This is a genomic window from Streptomyces pseudovenezuelae (assembly GCF_029892565.1).
GTDB classification, from domain to species: domain Bacteria; phylum Actinomycetota; class Actinomycetes; order Streptomycetales; family Streptomycetaceae; genus Streptomyces; species Streptomyces pseudovenezuelae_A.
Map to the genome: position 1 here is coordinate 636,636 of NZ_JARXVH010000003.1, position 16,558 is coordinate 653,193.

Sequence of the window (16,558 nt, forward strand, 5' to 3'; positions counted from 1 at the left end):
TATCCGCCGAACTACGGCAGCCGCGCCAGCAACTCCTCGATCACGACCGCCACGCCGTCGTCGTTGTTGGCGACCGTGCGGCCCGAGGCGGCGGCGATCACGTCCGGGTGGGCGTTGCCCATCGCGTAGGACCGGCCGGCCCAGGTGAGCATCTCCACGTCGTTCGGCATGTCACCGAAGGCGACGACCTCCTCGTGCGAGATCCCGCGCTCGGCGCAGCACAGGGCGAGCGTGCTGGCCTTGGAGACGTCGGGGCCGCTGAGCTCCAGCAGGGCGCTGGGACTGGAGCGGGTCACATTGGCGCGGTCGCCGAGGGCGAGCCGGGCCAGGGTGAGGAAGGCGTCCGGGTCGATGGTCGGGTGGTACGCGAGGATCTTCAGCACCGGCTCCCCGGCCCCCGGCGCGTCCGGTGCCAGGAGGTGTTCGGCCGGCGCGAGGGTGTCCGGTGTCTCCATGTGCAGCTTGGGATAGTCGGGCTCCTGGTAGAAGCCGTACGTCTGCTCGACCGCGTACACCGTGCCCGGCGCCGCGTCCCGCAGCAGTCGTACGGCGTCCAGCGCGTTGTCCCGCGCCAGCTCCCGCACCTTCACGAACCGGTGGGCGCCGGGGCCGCCGTGCAGGTCGACCACGGCGGCGCCGTTGCCGCAGATCGCCAGGCCGTGGCCGTGGACGTGTTCGCTGACGACGTCCATCCAGCGGGCCGGGCGGCCGGTGACGAAGAAGACCTCGATGCCCGCCTCCTCGGCGGCGGCCAGGGCGGCGACCGTGCGCGGGGAGACCGATTTGTCGTCGCGCAGCAGGGTGCCGTCGAGATCGGTGGCTATGAGCCGCGGTGGGGCGGCGGATGCCGGGGTCTCGGGCTGTCGAGTCGCTGAGGTCACGGCGTCATTCTCCCGCATATGTCCGCACGGCCGTGCGGGGGACCGCACAGATGAGACATAGATGACCCTCGGGCGAGGTCAGCCCAGCTGTGCCGTCGCCTCCATGGCGATCTGCTCGAAGACCTTCTCGTCGGTGGCGAAGTCGGAGTCGGGGATCGGCCAGTGGATCACGAGCTCGGTGAAGCCGAGGTCCCGGTGGCGGCCGGCGAAGTCGACGAACGCGTCGAGGGACGCCAGCGGGCGGGCGCGGTCCGGGGTGAAGCCGGTGAGCAGGATGCGGTCCAGCTCGTTCGCGTCCCGGCCGAGCTCCGTGCAGGCGTCGGTGAGCTTGTCGAGCTGGCCGCGCAGGGCCCGCACCGACTGCTCCGGCGTGCCGTCCTCGAACAGCTTGGGGTCGCCGGTGGTCACCCACGCCTGGCCGTACCGGGCGGCGAGCCGCAGTCCGCGCGGGCCCGTGGCGGCCACCGCGAAGGGCAGCCGGGGGCGCTGCACGCAGCCGGGGATGTTGCGCGCCTCGTGCGCCGAGTAGAAGTCGCCCTTGTACGAGACCGAGTCCTCGGTGAGCAGTCGGTCGAGGAGGGGGACGAACTCGGCGAGCCGGTTGGCGCGCTCGCGCGGGGTCCAGGGCTCCTGGCCGAGCGCGGTGGCGTCGAAGCCGGTGCCGCCGGCGCCGATGCCGAGGGTGATCCGGCCGTCGGAGATGTCGTCGAGGGAGATCAGTTCCTTGGCGAGGGTCACCGGGTGCCGGAAGTTCGGCGAGGTGACCAGCGTGCCGAGGCGGACTCGCTCGGTCACGGCCGCGGCGGCGGTCAGTGTCGGGACGGCGCCGAACCACGGGCCGTCGCGGAAGGTGCGCCAGGACAGGTGGTCGTAGGTGTACGCGGTGTGGAAGCCGAGCTGCTCGGCCCGCTGCCAGGTCGCACGCCCGCCCTCGTGCCAGCGGAGGTACGGAAGGATCACGGTGCTCAGACGCAGACTCATGCGATCGAGCCTACGGGTCCGCACCGACAACGGACGAAACGGGCACCGAACGCGGCCCGCTCACCCAGCCGTTTCTCCCCGGCAGGGGTCAGTGCGACTCGGGAAACCGCAGATACTCCGCCGGCACCGCCTTGGTCAGCCACACCCCGTTCGCGCTGACCTGGAACACGTGTCCGTCGCGGTGCATCGCGCCGGCGTCCACGGAGAGCACGATCGGTCGGCCGCGGCGGGCGCCGACGCGGGTCGCCGTCTCGCGGTCGCGGGAGAGGTGTACGTCGTGCCGGTTCATGGGCCGCAGGCCCTCGGCGCGGATCGCGTCCAGATTGCGGTCCACGGTCCCGTGGTAGAGGTACGGCGGCGGGGCGGCCGCGGGCAGTCCGAGGTCGATCTCGACGCTGTGGCCCTGGCTGGCGCGGATGCGGGTGCCCTCGACGGCGAAGCGCTGCTTGTCGTTGGCGGCGACCACATGGTCGAGTTCGTCCCGGGTGAACCGGAACCCGTGCGCCGCGGCCGCGGCGATCAGTACGTCGATCTCGACCCAGCCGGCCTCGTCGAGCGTCAGCCCGATCCGCTCCGGCTGATGCCGCAGGTGCTTCGAGAGGTACTTCGACACCTTCACGGTGCGTCTCTCGTCTTTGTCTCTTTCTCTGTGTCTTTCGTCCATCCGGTCAGCATGGCGGGAGAGACGTGCGTCACGCATTTTATTTTGAGGCCGAGGTTTGATCCACAACCAACTGTAGTTATCCACAGGCTAATTGGCGATTCTGTGGACAACTCCCGGTCCTGTCACACCCCTTGGTCAAGATCAGCTGGGGGCACCCCATTTGGCATGAGCGCATCCAACCCCCTTGCCCGCACCTCCCGTTCAGCCGCCAACGCGATGAACTCGCCCGCCCGCTCCACCCCAACCAGCCCCTCCACCGCCCGAATCGTCCCTTCGGGCAACACCACGGAGCGTGACCCGGAACGCGAATCCTCCACCCGCTCCTCCGCCCCCTCGTCCCCCAGCTGCCGGCGCAGCTGTCGTACCGCCAACAGCCGCATCGCCCGCGCCAGTTCGGCGTCCACCGTCTGCTGCGCCAGTGGTCGCAGCCGCCGTACCAGCGAGGCCGCCTCGGTCGCGTCCGCGTCGCTCGGAAGGTGCGTTCCATGCAGGTAGCGCGCGAAGACGTGCTCGGTGGTGAACTCCAGGAACCTGGCGGCGATGTGCTCGACCTGTCCCCTCAACTCCCGCAGATGACCGGCGATCGCGGACAGCGGCACGCCCGCCTCGTACAACTCCACGGCCACGGCCAGCTCTTGGGGGCTCGGGACGACGAAGGAGTCCGGGTCCCCGGGCACCGGCTCCAGCACTCCCAGCTCGACCGCGTCCGCGACCGCCGCGTCGTCCGGAGACCCGCCGAACCGCTCGTCGAGCTCGGCCCGCGAGATCCGTACCGCCTCCTCGTCGGTCCACGGCCCGTCGACCTCGGCGACCAGCCCGAGCACCCCGCCGAGGCCCCGCCCGGCGTCCCAGGCGGCCAGCAACTCCTTGATGGAGGCCAGGGTGTAGCCGCGGTCGAGGAGGTCGGCGATCTGGCGCAGCCGGACGAGGTGGGCGTCGGAGTACAGGTTTGCCCGGCCGCGGCGCTCGGGGCGGGGGAGCAGGCCGCGGTCCTGGTAGGCGCGGATGGTGCGGACGGTGGCGCCGCTGACGTGCGCCAGGTCCTCTATCCGGTAGCCGGCCGGGGCGCTCACGCCACCGCCCTGGCCGCCGGTGATCTGCGCAGATACTCCGCCGCCCGGCTCAGTGAACCCTCCTGGGAGGGGTGGTAGGAGCGCCGCAGATAGCGGGGGATCGCCGCGCCGAGGTCCCGCCACGCGGGCAACAGGCCTTTCCGTACGGCCTTTTCGTGCGTGACGAGGGAGTAGCGCAGCCGGCCGGCGAGCCGCGGGTCGTGGCGGATCAGGTAGGCCGATCCCCACAGCCACATGTAGAGCATCACGGGCGCGGTGACGGCCATGCCCGCGACGCGGAAGGCGTAGCGGGGTGCGCCGGTGCCGGCGCAGTGCTGGAACATGTCGAAGGCGACCGCGCGGTGCTCGACCTCCTCGGCGCCGTGCCAGCGCAGCAGGTCGAGCATGACCTCGTCGGCGCCGGCCGCGTCCAGGGCGTCGGCGGCCAGGATCCAGTCGCCGAGCACGGCCGTGAACTGCTCGATCGCCGCGACCACCGAGAGCCGGAAGCGCAGCCACTCGCGCCGGGGGATCGGGACGCCGAGCGGCGGGCGTTCGCCGAGCAGCCGCTCGAAGAGGAAGTCGACGTACTTGGTGAAGTCCTCGGTGTCGAGGTGCTGCGCGGCCAGGTGGTCCAGCACGTGCGCGTGCTGCACGCTGTGCGTGGCCTCCTGGCCCATGAACCCCTTGACGTCCACGAGCAGTTCGGGGTCCTTGACGCGCGGCAGCCCTTCCTTGAAGACCTGCACGAACCACCGCTCCCCCGCCGGCAGCAACAGGTGCAGCACGTTGATGACGTGGGTCGCGGTCGGCTCGCCCGGGATCCAGTGCAGGGGCGTGCGCGACCAGTCGAAGGTCACCCTGCGCGGCGCGATCCGCCCGCTCACAGCGGCGGCTCCATCCGCGCGATCGCCCGCAGCGCACCCGGCGCGAACCGGCCCAGCAGCCGGGCGCCCCGTGCCTCCGGAGTGACCGGCACGACCGCCTCGTTGCGCACCACCGCCCGCAGGATCGCGTCGGCGACCTTCTCCGGCGGGTAGTTGCGCAGCCCGTACAGCCGCGCCGACCTCTTCTGCCGCCGCTTCTCCTCGTCGGCGTCGACCCCGGCGAAGCGCGCGGTGGAGGTGATGTTGGTGTTGACGAAGCCGGGGCAGATGGCGCTCACCCCGATTCCCTGCGAGGCGAGTTCGGCGCGCAGGCACTCGCTGAGCATCAGCACGGCGGCCTTGGAGGTGCTGTAGGCGGGCAGTGCCTTGGAGGGCTGGTAGGCCGCCGCCGAGGCGGTGTTGACGATGTGGCCGCCCTGGCCGCGCTCGGCCATCTGCTTGCCGAAGAGCCGGCAGCCGTGGATGACGCCCCACAGGTTGACGTCGAGGACCTTCTTCCAGTCCTCGGGGCTGGTGTCGAAGAAGGAGCCGGACAGGCCGATGCCCGCGTTGTTCACCAGCACGTCCACCACCCCGTACTCGGCGGCGACCTTGGCGGCGAGTTTCTCCATGGCCTGCTCGTCGGAGACGTCGGCGGTCTCGGCCCAGGCCTGGGGGGCGCCGATCAGCCGGGACAGTTCGGCGGTGCGCGCCGCGGACTCCTGGTCGCGGTCGACGGCGACCACGCGTGCGCCGGACTCGGCGAACGCGAACGCCGTGGCCCGTCCGATGCCGCTGCCGGCGCCGGTGACCAGGACGAGCTGTCCGCCGAACCGCTCCGCGTACTTGCCGTCGGCCGCCGTCACCTGGGCCCTGCCGCCTTCGATGGTGGTCACGAACTCTCCGATCCAGGCGGCCAGTTGGTCGGGACGGGTGCGCGGGATCCAGTGCTTGGCCGGGATGGTGCGCCGGGTCAACCGCGGTGCCCACTCCTCCAGTTCGTCGTAGAGCCGCTCGGACAGGAAAGCGTCCCCGAGCGGCGTGACGAGCTGCACGGGCGCGTGCGCGTAGGCGTCGGGGCGCGGCCTGCGCAGCCGGGCGCGGACGTTGTCCCGGTACAGCCACGCCCCGTGGGCCGCGTCCTGGGGCAGCGAGGAGGTCGGGTAGGCGCCGCCGGGCACCTTCTCGACGCGCTCCAGGATGCGCGGCCAGCGCTTGCCGAGGGGGCCGCGCCAGGCCAGTTCGGGCAGCACGGGCGTGTGCAGCAGGTACACGTACCAGGACTTGGCGCCCTGGCCGAGGAGTTGGCCGACCCGGCGCGGGGTGGGCTTGCGCAGGCGCCTGTTGATCCAGTGCCCGAAGTGGTCGAGGGAAGGTCCGGACATCGAGGTGAAGGAGGCGATGCGGCCCTCGGTGCGTCCGACGGTGACGAACTCCCAGGACTGCACCGAGCCCCAGTCGTGCCCCACCAGGTGCACCGGCCGGTCCGGGCTGACCGTGTCGATCACGGCCAGGAAGTCGTCCGTGAGCTTCTCCAGGGTGAAGCCCCCGCGCAGCGGCTGCGGCGCGCTCGACCGGCCGTGGCCGCGGACGTCGTAGAGGACGACGTGGAAGCGGTCGGAGAGCCGGGCGGCGACCTCGGACCACACCTCCTTGCTGTCCGGGTAGCCGTGCACCAGGACCACCGTCGGCTGTCCGGGGTCCCCCAGCTCGGCGACGCACAGCTCGACGCCACCGGTCCGCACCCGGCGCTCGCGCGCGCCCTGGAGCAGCTCCACCTCTCCGCCGTCCTGCGCTGTTCCCCTTTTCCCCTTTTCGCGGGAGTTCCTCGCCACCGTCACTTCTCCTCCGCCCAGCGCCGCACGTGCGGCAGATCGTCGTCCAGCCAGAAGGCGCTCTCCTCGGGATCCGTCGAGTCGGTGACGACGAGGATCTCCTCGAACTTGGCGCCCGTGCCCCGGAATCCGAGGTGGGGTTCGACCGCCCACAGGCCCGGCTGCGGCGGGTGGTCGGAGAAGCGGTACGGCGACCACAGCGGGGACCAGCCGTCCCGGTGGCCGTGCAGCGCGTCGCTCGCGAGGCCCTTGAGGGACTGGGTGCCGAACCCGAACAGGTGGGGCGAGAAGCGGCGCTGCTTGACCTGGTCGACCTTGTGGGCGATCACGCCGAAGGGGTAGGCGCGGTGCCGGTTGGCGTAGCCCTGGCGGACCATGAGGCGGTCCACGTCCTCGTAGATCGTGCGCAGCGGGCGCTTCTCGCGGACCTCGCGCAGGATCAGCTCGCGGTGCGCCTCCAGGTCGGCCATGAGCCGGTCCTGCACCGGGTTGAGGCCGAGGGAGCCCGAGTAGCCGATGTCGGCCGTGTAGCCCTCGTAGACCGGGGCCATGTCGAGGATGAAGGGCATGCCGGGCGCCAGTCGGCGGTCGGTCGGGAAGAACTGCAGCGGGACGCGGAAGTTCACGAACGCCGTGCGGTCGCCGAACCAGGCGAAGGGGAGGTGGAACCAGTCCCGGACGCCCCGAGCGCGCAGCCACTCGCGCTGCATCCGTGCGGCCTGCCGCTCCGACACGCCCGGCTCCAGGCGGGCCGCGACCGCCTCCGCGCACTCGTAGGCGAGCCGCTGGACCTGCCTGAACCCCCGCAATCGCGCGGAGAGTTCGCTCGTCACCGCCGTCGTCATGCCGACCCCGCCTCACCGTCTTCATCGACTGCGCTACGTGTCCGTAACTTGACACCAGCGAATGTGACAGTACTTAGAGGCTGCGTCAATAGGCGGGCTCCGGGCTGTGGACAACCCTGCCTTGTGGATAACTCTGCGTAGCTCTCAGGTAGGGGTATCCCCTAAGGATCCGTACATCTGGAGTGTGAGACGAAGACAGCTCTTCGGTCTGACGACCGGGGTGGCCCAGGTCACTACCTTCTTAAACGTGACTGTGATCGCGACCGAAAGCCTGAGCAAGCGGTTCCCCAGGGTGACCGCTCTTGACCGGCTGTCCGTCGACGTCGGGCCCGGTGTGACCGGGCTCGTCGGAGCGAACGGAGCCGGCAAGTCCACGTTGATCAAGATCCTTCTGGGTCTTTCCCCCGCCACGGAGGGCCGTGCCGAAGTGCTCGGCCTCGACGTCGCGACCAAGGGCGCCGCCATCCGCGAACGGGTCGGCTACATGCCGGAGCACGACTGCCTGCCGCCGGACGTGTCGGCGACCGAGTTCGTCGTGCACATGGCCCGCATGTCCGGCCTGCCGCCGGCCGCGGCGCGTGAGCGCACCGCGGACACGCTGCGCCACGTGGGCCTGTACGAGGAGCGCTACCGTCCCATCGGCGGTTACTCCACCGGCATGAAGCAGCGCGTGAAGCTGGCCCAGGCCCTGGTTCACGACCCGCAGCTGGTCTTCCTGGACGAGCCGACCAACGGCCTCGACCCGGTCGGCCGCGACGAGATGCTCGGCCTCATCCGCCGGATCCACACGGACTTCGGCATCTCGGTCCTGGTCACCTCCCACCTGCTGGGCGAGCTGGAGCGCACCTGCGACCACGTGGTCGTGGTCGACGGCGGCAAGCTGCTGCGCTCCAGCTCCACCACGGACTTCACCCAGACCACGACCACCCTCGCCATCGAGGTCACCGACTCCGACACACACCCGGACGGCACGCGCGTGGTGCGTGACGCGCTCCACGCGCGCGGAGTGGAGGTCCTCGACGGCAGCAACGGCCTGCCCGGCGCCGGCCACATCCTGCTGCTGACCGCGCAGGGCGAGGAGACGTACGACGTGGTCCGCGACATCGTCGCCGACCTCGGCCTCGGCCTGGTGCGCATGGAGCAGCGCCGGCATCACATCTCCGAGGTCTTCACGGCCGAGGACGAAAAGCGGAAGGAGGTGGTCGGCCATGGCAATTGAGCACCCTGTAGCACCGGCCCCGGGTGACCAGACCCGTATCCACAACATCGGCTACCGCAACTACGACGGCCCCCGCCTCGGCCGCTCCTACGCCACCCGCTCGCTGTACTCGCAGTCCCTGCGCGGCTCCTACGGACTTGGCCGTTCGGTCAAGTCCAAGGTGCTGCCGATGCTGCTCTTCGTGGTGATGTGCGTGCCCGCGGCCATCATGGTCGCCGTCGCGGTCGCCACGAAGGCCAAGGACCTGCCCGTCGACTACACGCGCTACGCGATCATCATGCAGGCCGTCATCAGCCTGTACGTCGCTTCGCAGGCGCCCCAGTCCGTCTCGCGCGACCTGCGCTTCAAGACCGTGCCGCTGTACTTCTCGCGGCCGATCGAGACCGCCGACTACGTGCGCGCCAAGTACGCGGCGCTGGCCTCCGCGATGTTCATCCTGACCGCGGCCCCGCTGCTCGTGCTCTATGTGGGCGCCCTGCTGGCCAAGCTGGACTTCGCCGACCAGACCGAGGGCTTCGCCCAGGGACTCGTCTCCGTGGCACTGCTCTCGCTGCTCTTCGCCGGCATCGGCCTGGTCATCGCCTCGATCACCCCGCGGCGCGGCTTCGGCATCGCGGCCGTCATCGCCGTGCTGACGATCTCCTACGGCGCGGTCTCCACGCTCCAGGCGATCGCCGACGCGCAGGACAGCTCCGGATCCATCGCCTGGATCGGCCTCTTCTCGCCCGTCACGCTCATCGACGGCGTCCAATCGGCCTTCCTGGGCGCGGAGTCGGCCTTCCCCGGCGCCGTCGGACCCAGCAACGGGGAGGGCGCGGTCTACGTCCTCGTCCTCCTGGGCCTGATCGCCGCGTGCTACGGCCTCCTGATGCGCCGCTACCGAAAGGTCGGACTGTGACCACGCTCTCCATCGACCACGTCTCCCGCTGGTTCGGCAACGTGGTCGCCGTCAACGACGTCACCATGACCATCGGTCCCGGCGTCACCGGCCTGCTGGGCCCCAACGGCGCCGGCAAGTCCACCCTGATCAACATGATGGGCGGCTTCCTGGCCCCCTCCACCGGCACCGTCACCCTCGACGGCGAGCAGGTGTGGCGCAACGAGCAGATCTACAAGCACATCGGCGTCGTCCCCGAGCGCGAGGCGATGTACGACTTCCTCACCGGACGTGAATTCGTCGTCGCCAACGCCGAGTTGCACGGCCTCGGCGACAAGGCGGCCCAAAAGGCCCTGGCCACGGTCGAGATGGAGTACGCGCAGGACCGCAAGATCTCGACGTACTCCAAGGGCATGCGCCAGCGCGTGAAGATGGCGAGCGCCCTGGTGCACAACCCCTCGCTCCTGCTGCTCGACGAGCCCTTCAACGGCATGGACCCGCGTCAGCGCATGCAACTGATGGACCTGCTGCGGAAGATGGGCGACGAGGGCCGCACGGTGCTCTTCTCGTCCCACATCCTCGAAGAGGTCGAGCAGCTCGCCTGGCACATCGAGGTCGTCGTCGCCGGACGGCACGCGGCCAGCGGCGACTTCCGCAAGATCCGCCGCCTGATGACCGACCGCCCGCACCGCTACCTGGTCCGCTCCAGCGACGACCGCGCCCTCGCGGCCGCCCTGATCGCCGACCCGTCGACCTCCGGCATCGAAGTCGACCTGGCGGAGGGCGCGTTGCGCGTCCAGGCCGTCGACTTCGGCCGGTTCACGGCCCTGCTGCCCCGGGTGGCCAGGGACCACGGCATCCGGCTGCTCACGGTCTCGCCGTCGGACGAGTCCCTCGAGTCCGTCTTCTCGTATCTCGTCGCGGCGTAGGAGGCCAAGAGATGTACGACCCCACAGTCGCCCGACTCACCTATCGGGCCCTGCTCGGCCGCCGCCGGGCCCTCATCCTGGGCGCCCTGCCGCTGCTGCTGATCGTGATCTCGGTCGTCGTCCGCGGCCTCGCGGGCGCCGACGACCAGACCGCGTCCGACCTGCTCGGCGGGCTCGCGCTGGCCACGATGGTGCCGATCATCGGCGTCATCGCGGGCACCGGCGCGATCGGCCCGGAGATCGACGACGGCTCCGTCGTCTACCTGCTGTCCAAGCCGCTGAAGCGCCCCACGATCATCTTCACGAAACTCATCGTGGCGATCGGCGTGACGATGGTGTTCTCGGCCCTGCCGACACTCATCGCGGGCTTCATCCTCAACGGCAACGGCCAACAGATCGCCGTCGCCTACACGGTGGCGGCGCTGGTCGCCTCGATCGCCTACGCGTCGATGTTCCTGCTCCTTGGCACGGTGTCCCGGCACGCGGTGGTCCTCGGGCTGGTCTACGCCCTGGTCTGGGAGGCCCTGTTCGGCTCCCTGGTCTCCGGCGCCCGCACCCTGAGCGTCCAGCAGTGGTCGCTCGCCGTCGCCCATAAGGTGGCCGGCGGCGACCTCGTCACCTCGGACGTCGGACTGACCACGGCGGTCGTCCTGCTGGTCGTGGTGACGGTCCTCGCGACCTGGTACGCCGGCCAGAAGCTGCGCTCGCTGACCCTCGCCGGCGAGGAGTGACCCACAAGACGGACCCTGTGCCCGGACAGCTCCGGATCTTGACGGAGGCTTCACCTCTGTCCGGGCACACTGGGGTAAAGGGGACGGACGGCTAGGAGGAACGGGGATGGCGGACGAGGCCTCGCAGTACGGGGACGGCGCCTGGGACGACCTTGTCCTGGACGATGACTTCATACGGTCCGCGGAGACGTCCGAGCCGTCCGCCCGGGCCCGTATGCTCGCCGCGCGCTGGCGTCAGGAGGAGCCCGAGCCGCAGCCCTGGCGCTCCGACGAGCCGCCGGCGGGCTGGTTCTTCAGCAAGGGACGTCGCCGCAGGTGGCGCCGCCGGTAGTGCGCCGATCCGGCCTGCGGCTCGCTGAATTATTCGGTGGCGCCCAACTCGTTCTCCCGGCACAGTGGTTGTCGTCCACCACAAGCTGGGAGAGGAGCGGGACGATGTCCATGCACGACAGTACGTCCAGCTCCCGACAGGGCAGTTCACGGCGGACTCCGGTGTAGTTACCCCACCGTCGAGTCCACCGCGTCGAACTGTCCGGGGCGGCCGCTTCGAGCACGCGACGTCGCTCTCGCGTGGGCCGCCTTCCCGGAGGATTGGCCGAGTGGTAAGGCACCGGTTTGCTAAACCGTGGTCGGGCTTGGAAAGGCCCGCGCACGTTCGATCCGTGCATCCTCCGCAGAAATCCTGATGCTGCAAGACTCCTGAAACTCAGCTCAGCAGTCGCTCCAACACCACCGCGATGCCGTCCTCCTCATTGGAGCACGTCACCTCGTCCGCCACGGCCTTCAGCTCCTCATGCGCGTTGGCCATGGCCACACCCCGCGCCGCCCAGGCGAACATCGTGATGTCGTTCGGCATATCGCCGAAGGCAATCGTCTCCGCGGCCTTGATGCCGAGACGTCGGGCCGCCAGCGACAGTCCCGTCGCCTTGGACAGCCCCAGCGGCAGCAGCTCGACGATGCCCTCACCGGCCATGGCCACCGTGACGAATCCGCCGGCGGCATCCTGCGCCGTCCGGGCCAACTCGTCGTCCGACAGCCGAGGATGCTGGATGTAGATCTTGTTGAGCGGCGCGGCCCAGAGGTCGGACGCGTCGGTGAACGGCGTCGACGGCAGCGTCTCGCTGGCCGTGTACCCCGGCCCCACCAGCACGTCGCCGTCCAGCCCGTCCCGGCCGGCCGCCAGGTACAGCGGACCGACCTGTGCCTCGATCTTGGCCAGGGCCACGGCCGCCAGCTGCCGATCCAGCGTGACCGAGGTCAGCAGGCGGTGCGCGCCGGCGTCGTAGACCTGTGCGCCCTGGCCGCAGACCGCGAGGCCCTCGTAGCCGAGGTCGTCGAGGATGTGCCGGGTCCAGGGGACCGCGCGGCCGGTCACCACGATGTGCGCGGCGCCGGCCTCCGCGGTCGCCACGAGGGCGGCACGGGTGCGCGGTGAGACCGACTCGTCGGAGCGCAGCAGCGTCCCGTCGAGGTCGGTCGCGATCAGCTTGTACGGGAAACCGGTGCTCACTTGGCGATCGGCTCCAGCAGCTCCCGGCCGCCCAGGTACGGACGCAGCACCTCCGGCACGCGCACGGACCCGTCGGCCAGCTGGTGGTTCTCCAGGATCGCCACGATCGTGCGCGGTACGGCGCACAGCGTGCCGTTGAGCGTCGACAGCGGCTGCACCTTCTTGCCGTCCCGCATCCGGACGGACAGCCGGCGGGCCTGGAAGCCGTCGCAGTTGGAGGCCGAGGTCAGCTCGCGGTACTTGCCCTGGGTCGGGATCCACGCCTCGCAGTCGTACTTGCGGGACGCCGACGCGCCGAGGTCGCCCGAGGCCACGTCGATGACCTGGAAGGGCAGTTCAAGGCCGTCCAGCCACTGCTTCTCCCAGTCCAGGAGCCGCTTGTGCTCGTTCTCCGCGTCCGCCGGGTCGACGTACGAGAACATCTCGACCTTGTCGAACTGGTGCACGCGGAAGATGCCGCGGGTGTCCTTGCCGTAGGTGCCGGCCTCGCGGCGGAAGCAGGGCGAGAAGCCGGCGTAGCGCAGCGGCAGCTTGTCGGCGTCGAGGATCTCGTCCATGTGGTACGCGGCGAGGGGGACCTCGGAGGTGCCGACCAGGTAGTAGTCGTCCTTCTCCAGGTGGTACACGTTCTCCGCGGCCTGGCCGAGGAAGCCGGTGCCCTCCATGGCGCGTGGGCGGACCAGCGCGGGGGTCAGCATCGGGGTGAAGCCGGCCTCCGTGGCCTGTGCGATCGCCGCGTTGACGAGGGCCAGTTCCAGGAGGGCGCCGACGCCCGTCAGGTAGTAGAAGCGCGAGCCGGAGACCTTGGCGCCGCGCTCGACGTCGATGGCGCCCAGCGCCTCGCCGAGCTCCAGGTGGTCCTTGGGCTCGAAGCCCTCGGCGGCGAAGTCGCGGATGGTGCCGTGCGTCTCCAGGACGACGAAGTCCTCCTCGCCGCCGACGGGGACGTCGGGGTGCACCAGGTTGCCGAGCTGGAGAAGGAGGCGCTTGGTCTCCTCGTCGGCCTCGTGCTGCTCCGCGTCGGCCGCCTTGACGTCGGCGGCGAGCTGGCCCGTCCTCTTGAGCAGCTCGGCCTTCTCGTCGCCGGAGGCCTTGGGGATGAGCTTGCCGAGGCTCTTCTGCTCGGAACGCAGCTCGTCGAAGCGGGCGCCGGACGACCTGCGCCGCTCGTCGGCGGACAGGAGAGAGTCGACGAGCGCGACGTCCTCTCCACGGGCGCGCTGGGACGCGCGCACACGGTCGGGGTCCTCACGGAGCAGGCGAAGGTCAATCACGCGGCCAAGGCTACCGGTGCGGGGATACGCCTCACGACTCACTATTCGCGGCGGCACCAAATGGCGGCTTACGTTCCGTTATGCGCCAATTGCGAAGCGTGTCAATAAAATGCGTCTCACTCCCCGGGACGGGGCAGGCGCGGGGCGCCGGGTTGACTCGATTTCCTTGTGGGGAACGGGATTTGGGGCGGGCGTTGTCCACAGGGATCCACCCTCTCCGCAGAGTTATCCACAGGGTGTGTGGGGGATCTGTGGATTTCGGAATCGATCACTCCGAAACCCGTCCGTCACACCCGAGTTTCATGGGTCAAACCTACCTTTACCACTACTTTCGAGTGGAAAGGGGTCGCCCCAAAGAGTTGCCTAATGGAAAAGAGTGGACGAACGGTGATGTGCGCGCCGGTGGACGCCGTAGAGGTCTGAGGACCGATTTGTCGACAAGGTAGTGGTCTCCTGTCGACTTGTCCCCAGGTCGAGAAGCGAACCTGTGGATAACTCCTGTGGATAACTAAAATCTGCAGGTAGGACCGGCCGGAAACGCGTCTTGTAACACGCGCCTCAGAAGCGTCCGTCCTGGCACCGCGCCACCCAGTCGGACGCCGCGACGAACTCCTCGTCCGAGGTCCCCGGTCGCAGCGCGCGCACGTCCTCGACGCCGATGTCCGCACGCGGGTACGAACCGAGGAAGCGCACCTCCCGGCAGATCCGCTTCAGCCCCATCAGGGTCTCGGCCACCCGGCGGTCGGAGATGTGACCCTCGGCGTCGATGCAGAAGCAGTAGTTGCCGATGCCGGCACCGGTGGGGCGGGACTGGAGCAGCATCAGGTTGATGCCGCGGGTGGCGAACTCGCCCAGCAGGTCGCGCAGACCGCCGGGGTGGTCGTCGCTCTGCCACAGCACGACGGACGTCTTGTCGGCGCCGGTCGGCGCGGCGGGCCGGGCGGGCCTGCCCACCAGCACGAACCGCGTCTGCGCGTTCTCGGCGTCGTGGATGTTGGTCTCCAGCGCCTCCAGGCCGTACCGGGCGGCGGCGAACTCACCGGCGAAGGCGGCGTCGTACTGGCCCTCCTGGACCAGCCGGGCCGCGTCCGCGTTCGAGGCGGCCGACTCCCACAGCGCGTCCGGGAGGTTCGCCTTCAGCCAGTTGCGCACCTGCGGCTGGGCGGCCGGGTGCGCGGAGACCGTCTTGATGTCCGAGATCTTCGTGCCCGGCCTGACCAGCAGCGCGAAGGTGATCGACAGCAGCACCTCGCGGTAGATCATCAGCGGGGCGCCCGCGACCAGCTCGTCGAGGGTCGTCGTGATACCGCCCTCGACGGAGTTCTCGATCGGCACGAAGGCGGCCTCGGCCTCGCCGGTGCGGACCGCGTCCAGCGCGGACTGCACGGACACGTACGGGATCAGCTCCCGGGTGGCCGTCTCCGGAAGCGTGCGCAGGGCGACCTCGGTGAAGGTGCCCTCGGGGCCGAGATAGGCATAGCTAGCTGGCATGACCTCACCCTAATGGCCCTTGCGGGGGCGCCGTGCGCGTGTCTCACGACCGGGTGAATCAGCGTGACTCAGCTCTCCAGCAGCCGTTGCCCCACGTACTCTCCCGCCGCCGCCCCGCCCGGCACCGCGAAGAGCCCGCTGGCCTCGTGGCGGATGTACTTCGAGAGGGCGTCGCCGCGGTCGAGCTTGCGTTGCAGCGGCACGAAGCCGCGCAGCGGATCGGCCTGCCAGCACACGAAGAGCAGCCCGGCGTCCGGAGCGCCGTCCGCCTCGAAGCCGTCGTGGTACGAGAACGGGCGCCGCAGGATCGCCGACCCGCCGTTCTGGTCGGGCCGGGTGATCCGGGCGTGCGCGTTGACGGGGACGACCAACTCGCCGTTGGCGTCGGTCTTCTCCAGGTCCATCGCGGTCGTCTCGGTGCCCCCGGTCAGCGCCGCGCCGTCGGACTTGCGGCGCCCGACGACGTTCTCCTGGGCGGTGAGCGAGAGCTTCTCCCAGTCGTCGAGGAGCATGCGGATCCGGCGTACGACGGCGTAGGAGCCGTTCGCCATCCAGGACGGGTCCTTCGCGCCGGACGCGGGCACGAAGATCCGCTGGTCGAAGTCGGACTCGGTCGGCTTGGGATTGCGGGTGCCGTCGAGCTGGCCCATGAGGTTGCGGGCCGTCAAGCGGTGGGCCGTGGCACCCGGGGTGCGGTTGAAGCCGTTCATCTGCCAGCGGACGCGGGCGGCGCTGCCCGCGTCCTTCTGGATCGCGCGCAGGGCGTGGAAGGCGACCAGGGCGTCGTCGGCGCCGATCTGCACCCACAGGTCGCCGTCGCTGCGCGCCTTGTCGAGGTGGTCGGAGGAGAAGTCGGGCAGCGGGTCCAAGGAGACCGGGCGCTGCTTCTCCAGACCGGTGCGGGCGAAGAAGCTGCGGCCGAAGCCGAAGGTCAGCGTCAGCGAGGACGGACCGGCGTCCCGGGCCACGTCCGTGTCGTCGTGCCCCGCCGCCTCGCCCGCCATGAGCCGCTCGGCCGTCGCCGACCAGCGGCGCAGCAGCGCGGCGGCCTCCTTGCGGCCCGCGCCCGCCGCCAGGTCGAAGGCGACGAGGTGGCCGCGCGCCTGGAGGACCTCGGTGATGCCGGGCTGATGTTTCCCGTGAAACATCGCGCGGTCCGTGCCGAGCGAGGTGAGCGGCGTCGCCCCGGCGGGCGCGGCGGCATAGCCCACGCCCGCCCCGGCCGCGCCGAGCACGAGCCCGGTCGCGCCGGCGGTGCCGAGCAGGGCGCGTCGCGAAACGCCCGCCCTGGGGGTGGCGTTTTCGGAGTCGCCCTCCTTGAGGACGACGTTTTCGGAATCGGCCTCCTCGGGGGTGGCCTCGGAGACACGGGCCTCGGGGATGGACTGGTCGGTCATGGTGCG

The 16,558-nt window shown here is 70.2% G+C and carries 16 protein-coding genes and 1 tRNA gene; 6 read left to right on the top strand and 11 right to left on the bottom strand.

The genetic code is table 11. From position 1 onward, the window contains the following. Window positions 1-11: 11 nt before the first annotated feature. From M2283_RS11865 to M2283_RS11895, 7 genes are all read right to left on the bottom strand, one after another. Complete coding sequence (locus tag M2283_RS11865) at window positions 12-899, bottom strand: HAD hydrolase family protein (protein ID WP_280876094.1); 888 nt, start codon at window positions 897-899, stop codon at window positions 12-14. Window positions 900-959: 60 nt separating this feature from the next. After that, window positions 960-1,862 carry an LLM class flavin-dependent oxidoreductase gene (locus M2283_RS11870; protein WP_280876095.1) on the bottom strand — a complete coding sequence of 301 codons (903 nt, stop codon included), beginning with the start codon at window positions 1,860-1,862 and terminating at the stop codon, window positions 960-962. A gap of 88 nt (window positions 1,863-1,950) precedes the next feature. Further along, window positions 1,951-2,526, bottom strand: coding sequence for an RNA 2'-phosphotransferase (locus tag M2283_RS11875; RefSeq protein WP_280876096.1), 576 nt, complete (start codon window positions 2,524-2,526; stop codon window positions 1,951-1,953). A gap of 122 nt (window positions 2,527-2,648) precedes the next feature. Continuing rightward, window positions 2,649-3,599, bottom strand: a complete 951-nt coding sequence (locus tag M2283_RS11880; protein ID WP_280876097.1) for a MerR family transcriptional regulator — start codon at window positions 3,597-3,599, stop codon at window positions 2,649-2,651. Beyond that, on the bottom strand, window positions 3,596-4,465 hold the full coding sequence (locus M2283_RS11885; protein ID WP_280876098.1) for a metal-dependent hydrolase: 870 nt from the start codon (window positions 4,463-4,465) through the stop codon (window positions 3,596-3,598). Before M2283_RS11885 ends, M2283_RS11880 begins: the two co-directional genes overlap by 4 nt. Next, window positions 4,462-6,222: an SDR family oxidoreductase gene (locus M2283_RS11890; RefSeq protein ID WP_280876270.1), complete on the bottom strand. Its 1,761-nt coding sequence runs from the start codon at window positions 6,220-6,222 to the stop codon at window positions 4,462-4,464. Before M2283_RS11890 ends, M2283_RS11885 begins: the two co-directional genes overlap by 4 nt. Before the next feature lie 59 nt (window positions 6,223-6,281). Further along, entirely contained in the window at window positions 6,282-7,124 is an 843-nt protein-coding gene (locus M2283_RS11895; RefSeq protein WP_280876099.1) for a M24 family metallopeptidase, read from the bottom strand. 253 nt (window positions 7,125-7,377) lie between these two features. On the opposite strand from M2283_RS11895, the gene M2283_RS11900 reads away from it, so the two are divergent. From M2283_RS11900 to M2283_RS11925, 6 genes are all read left to right on the top strand, one after another. Next, window positions 7,378-8,343: an ABC transporter ATP-binding protein gene (locus M2283_RS11900; RefSeq protein WP_280876271.1), complete on the top strand. Its 966-nt coding sequence runs from the start codon at window positions 7,378-7,380 to the stop codon at window positions 8,341-8,343. Beyond that, window positions 8,333-9,241 carry an ABC transporter permease gene (locus tag M2283_RS11905; RefSeq protein ID WP_280876100.1) on the top strand — a complete coding sequence of 303 codons (909 nt, stop codon included), beginning with the start codon at window positions 8,333-8,335 and terminating at the stop codon, window positions 9,239-9,241. The genes M2283_RS11900 and M2283_RS11905 overlap by 11 nt, the downstream gene beginning before the upstream one ends. Further along, window positions 9,238-10,149, top strand: a complete 912-nt coding sequence (locus tag M2283_RS11910) for an ABC transporter ATP-binding protein (RefSeq protein WP_280876101.1) — start codon at window positions 9,238-9,240, stop codon at window positions 10,147-10,149. Before M2283_RS11905 ends, M2283_RS11910 begins: the two co-directional genes overlap by 4 nt. A gap of 11 nt (window positions 10,150-10,160) precedes the next feature. Further along, complete coding sequence (locus tag M2283_RS11915; protein ID WP_280876102.1) at window positions 10,161-10,880, top strand: ABC transporter permease; 720 nt, start codon at window positions 10,161-10,163, stop codon at window positions 10,878-10,880. Window positions 10,881-10,986: 106 nt separating this feature from the next. Beyond that, window positions 10,987-11,211 carry a hypothetical protein gene (locus tag M2283_RS11920; RefSeq protein ID WP_280876103.1) on the top strand — a complete coding sequence of 75 codons (225 nt, stop codon included), beginning with the start codon at window positions 10,987-10,989 and terminating at the stop codon, window positions 11,209-11,211. A 254-nt stretch (window positions 11,212-11,465) separates the two neighbouring features. Then, a tRNA-Ser gene (locus tag M2283_RS11925) sits at window positions 11,466-11,554 on the top strand. A 32-nt stretch (window positions 11,555-11,586) separates the two neighbouring features. Here the strand turns inward: M2283_RS11925 and M2283_RS11930 are convergent. The 4 genes from M2283_RS11930 to efeB all read right to left on the bottom strand — a co-directional run bounded on the left by M2283_RS11930 (window position 11,587) and on the right by efeB (window position 16,552). Next, entirely contained in the window at window positions 11,587-12,390 is an 804-nt protein-coding gene (locus tag M2283_RS11930) for an HAD family hydrolase (protein WP_280876104.1), read from the bottom strand. Continuing rightward, the gene (serS, locus tag M2283_RS11935; RefSeq protein WP_280876105.1) at window positions 12,387-13,664 is read right to left on the bottom strand and encodes a serine--tRNA ligase; all 1,278 of its coding nucleotides are present in this window, start codon (window positions 13,662-13,664) and stop codon (window positions 12,387-12,389) included. Before serS ends, M2283_RS11930 begins: the two co-directional genes overlap by 4 nt. A gap of 558 nt (window positions 13,665-14,222) precedes the next feature. After that, complete coding sequence (gene pheA, locus M2283_RS11940; protein WP_280876106.1) at window positions 14,223-15,155, bottom strand: prephenate dehydratase; 933 nt, start codon at window positions 15,153-15,155, stop codon at window positions 14,223-14,225. A gap of 68 nt (window positions 15,156-15,223) precedes the next feature. Further along, window positions 15,224-16,552 carry an iron uptake transporter deferrochelatase/peroxidase subunit gene (efeB, locus tag M2283_RS11945; RefSeq protein ID WP_280876107.1) on the bottom strand — a complete coding sequence of 443 codons (1,329 nt, stop codon included), beginning with the start codon at window positions 16,550-16,552 and terminating at the stop codon, window positions 15,224-15,226. Window positions 16,553-16,558: the final 6 nt, after the last annotated feature.

What these genes read in the sequence shown, in the direction of transcription:
- M2283_RS11920 (WP_280876103.1), top strand. Translation starts at nt 10,987, where the DNA reads ATGGCGGACGAGGCCTCGCAGTACGGGGACGGCGCCTGGGACGACCTT.
- M2283_RS11875 (WP_280876096.1), bottom strand. Translation starts at nt 2,526, where the DNA reads ATGGACGAAAGACACAGAGAAAGAGACAAAGACGAGAGACGCACCGTG.
- M2283_RS11905 (WP_280876100.1), top strand. Translation starts at nt 8,333, where the DNA reads ATGGCAATTGAGCACCCTGTAGCACCGGCCCCGGGTGACCAGACCCGT.
- pheA (WP_280876106.1), bottom strand. Translation starts at nt 15,155, where the DNA reads ATGCCAGCTAGCTATGCCTATCTCGGCCCCGAGGGCACCTTCACCGAG.
- efeB (WP_280876107.1), bottom strand. Translation starts at nt 16,552, where the DNA reads ATGACCGACCAGTCCATCCCCGAGGCCCGTGTCTCCGAGGCCACCCCC.
- M2283_RS11865 (WP_280876094.1), bottom strand. Translation starts at nt 899, where the DNA reads ATGCGGGAGAATGACGCCGTGACCTCAGCGACTCGACAGCCCGAGACC.
- M2283_RS11895 (WP_280876099.1), bottom strand. Translation starts at nt 7,124, where the DNA reads ATGACGACGGCGGTGACGAGCGAACTCTCCGCGCGATTGCGGGGGTTC.
- M2283_RS11870 (WP_280876095.1), bottom strand. Translation starts at nt 1,862, where the DNA reads ATGAGTCTGCGTCTGAGCACCGTGATCCTTCCGTACCTCCGCTGGCAC.
- M2283_RS11915 (WP_280876102.1), top strand. Translation starts at nt 10,161, where the DNA reads ATGTACGACCCCACAGTCGCCCGACTCACCTATCGGGCCCTGCTCGGC.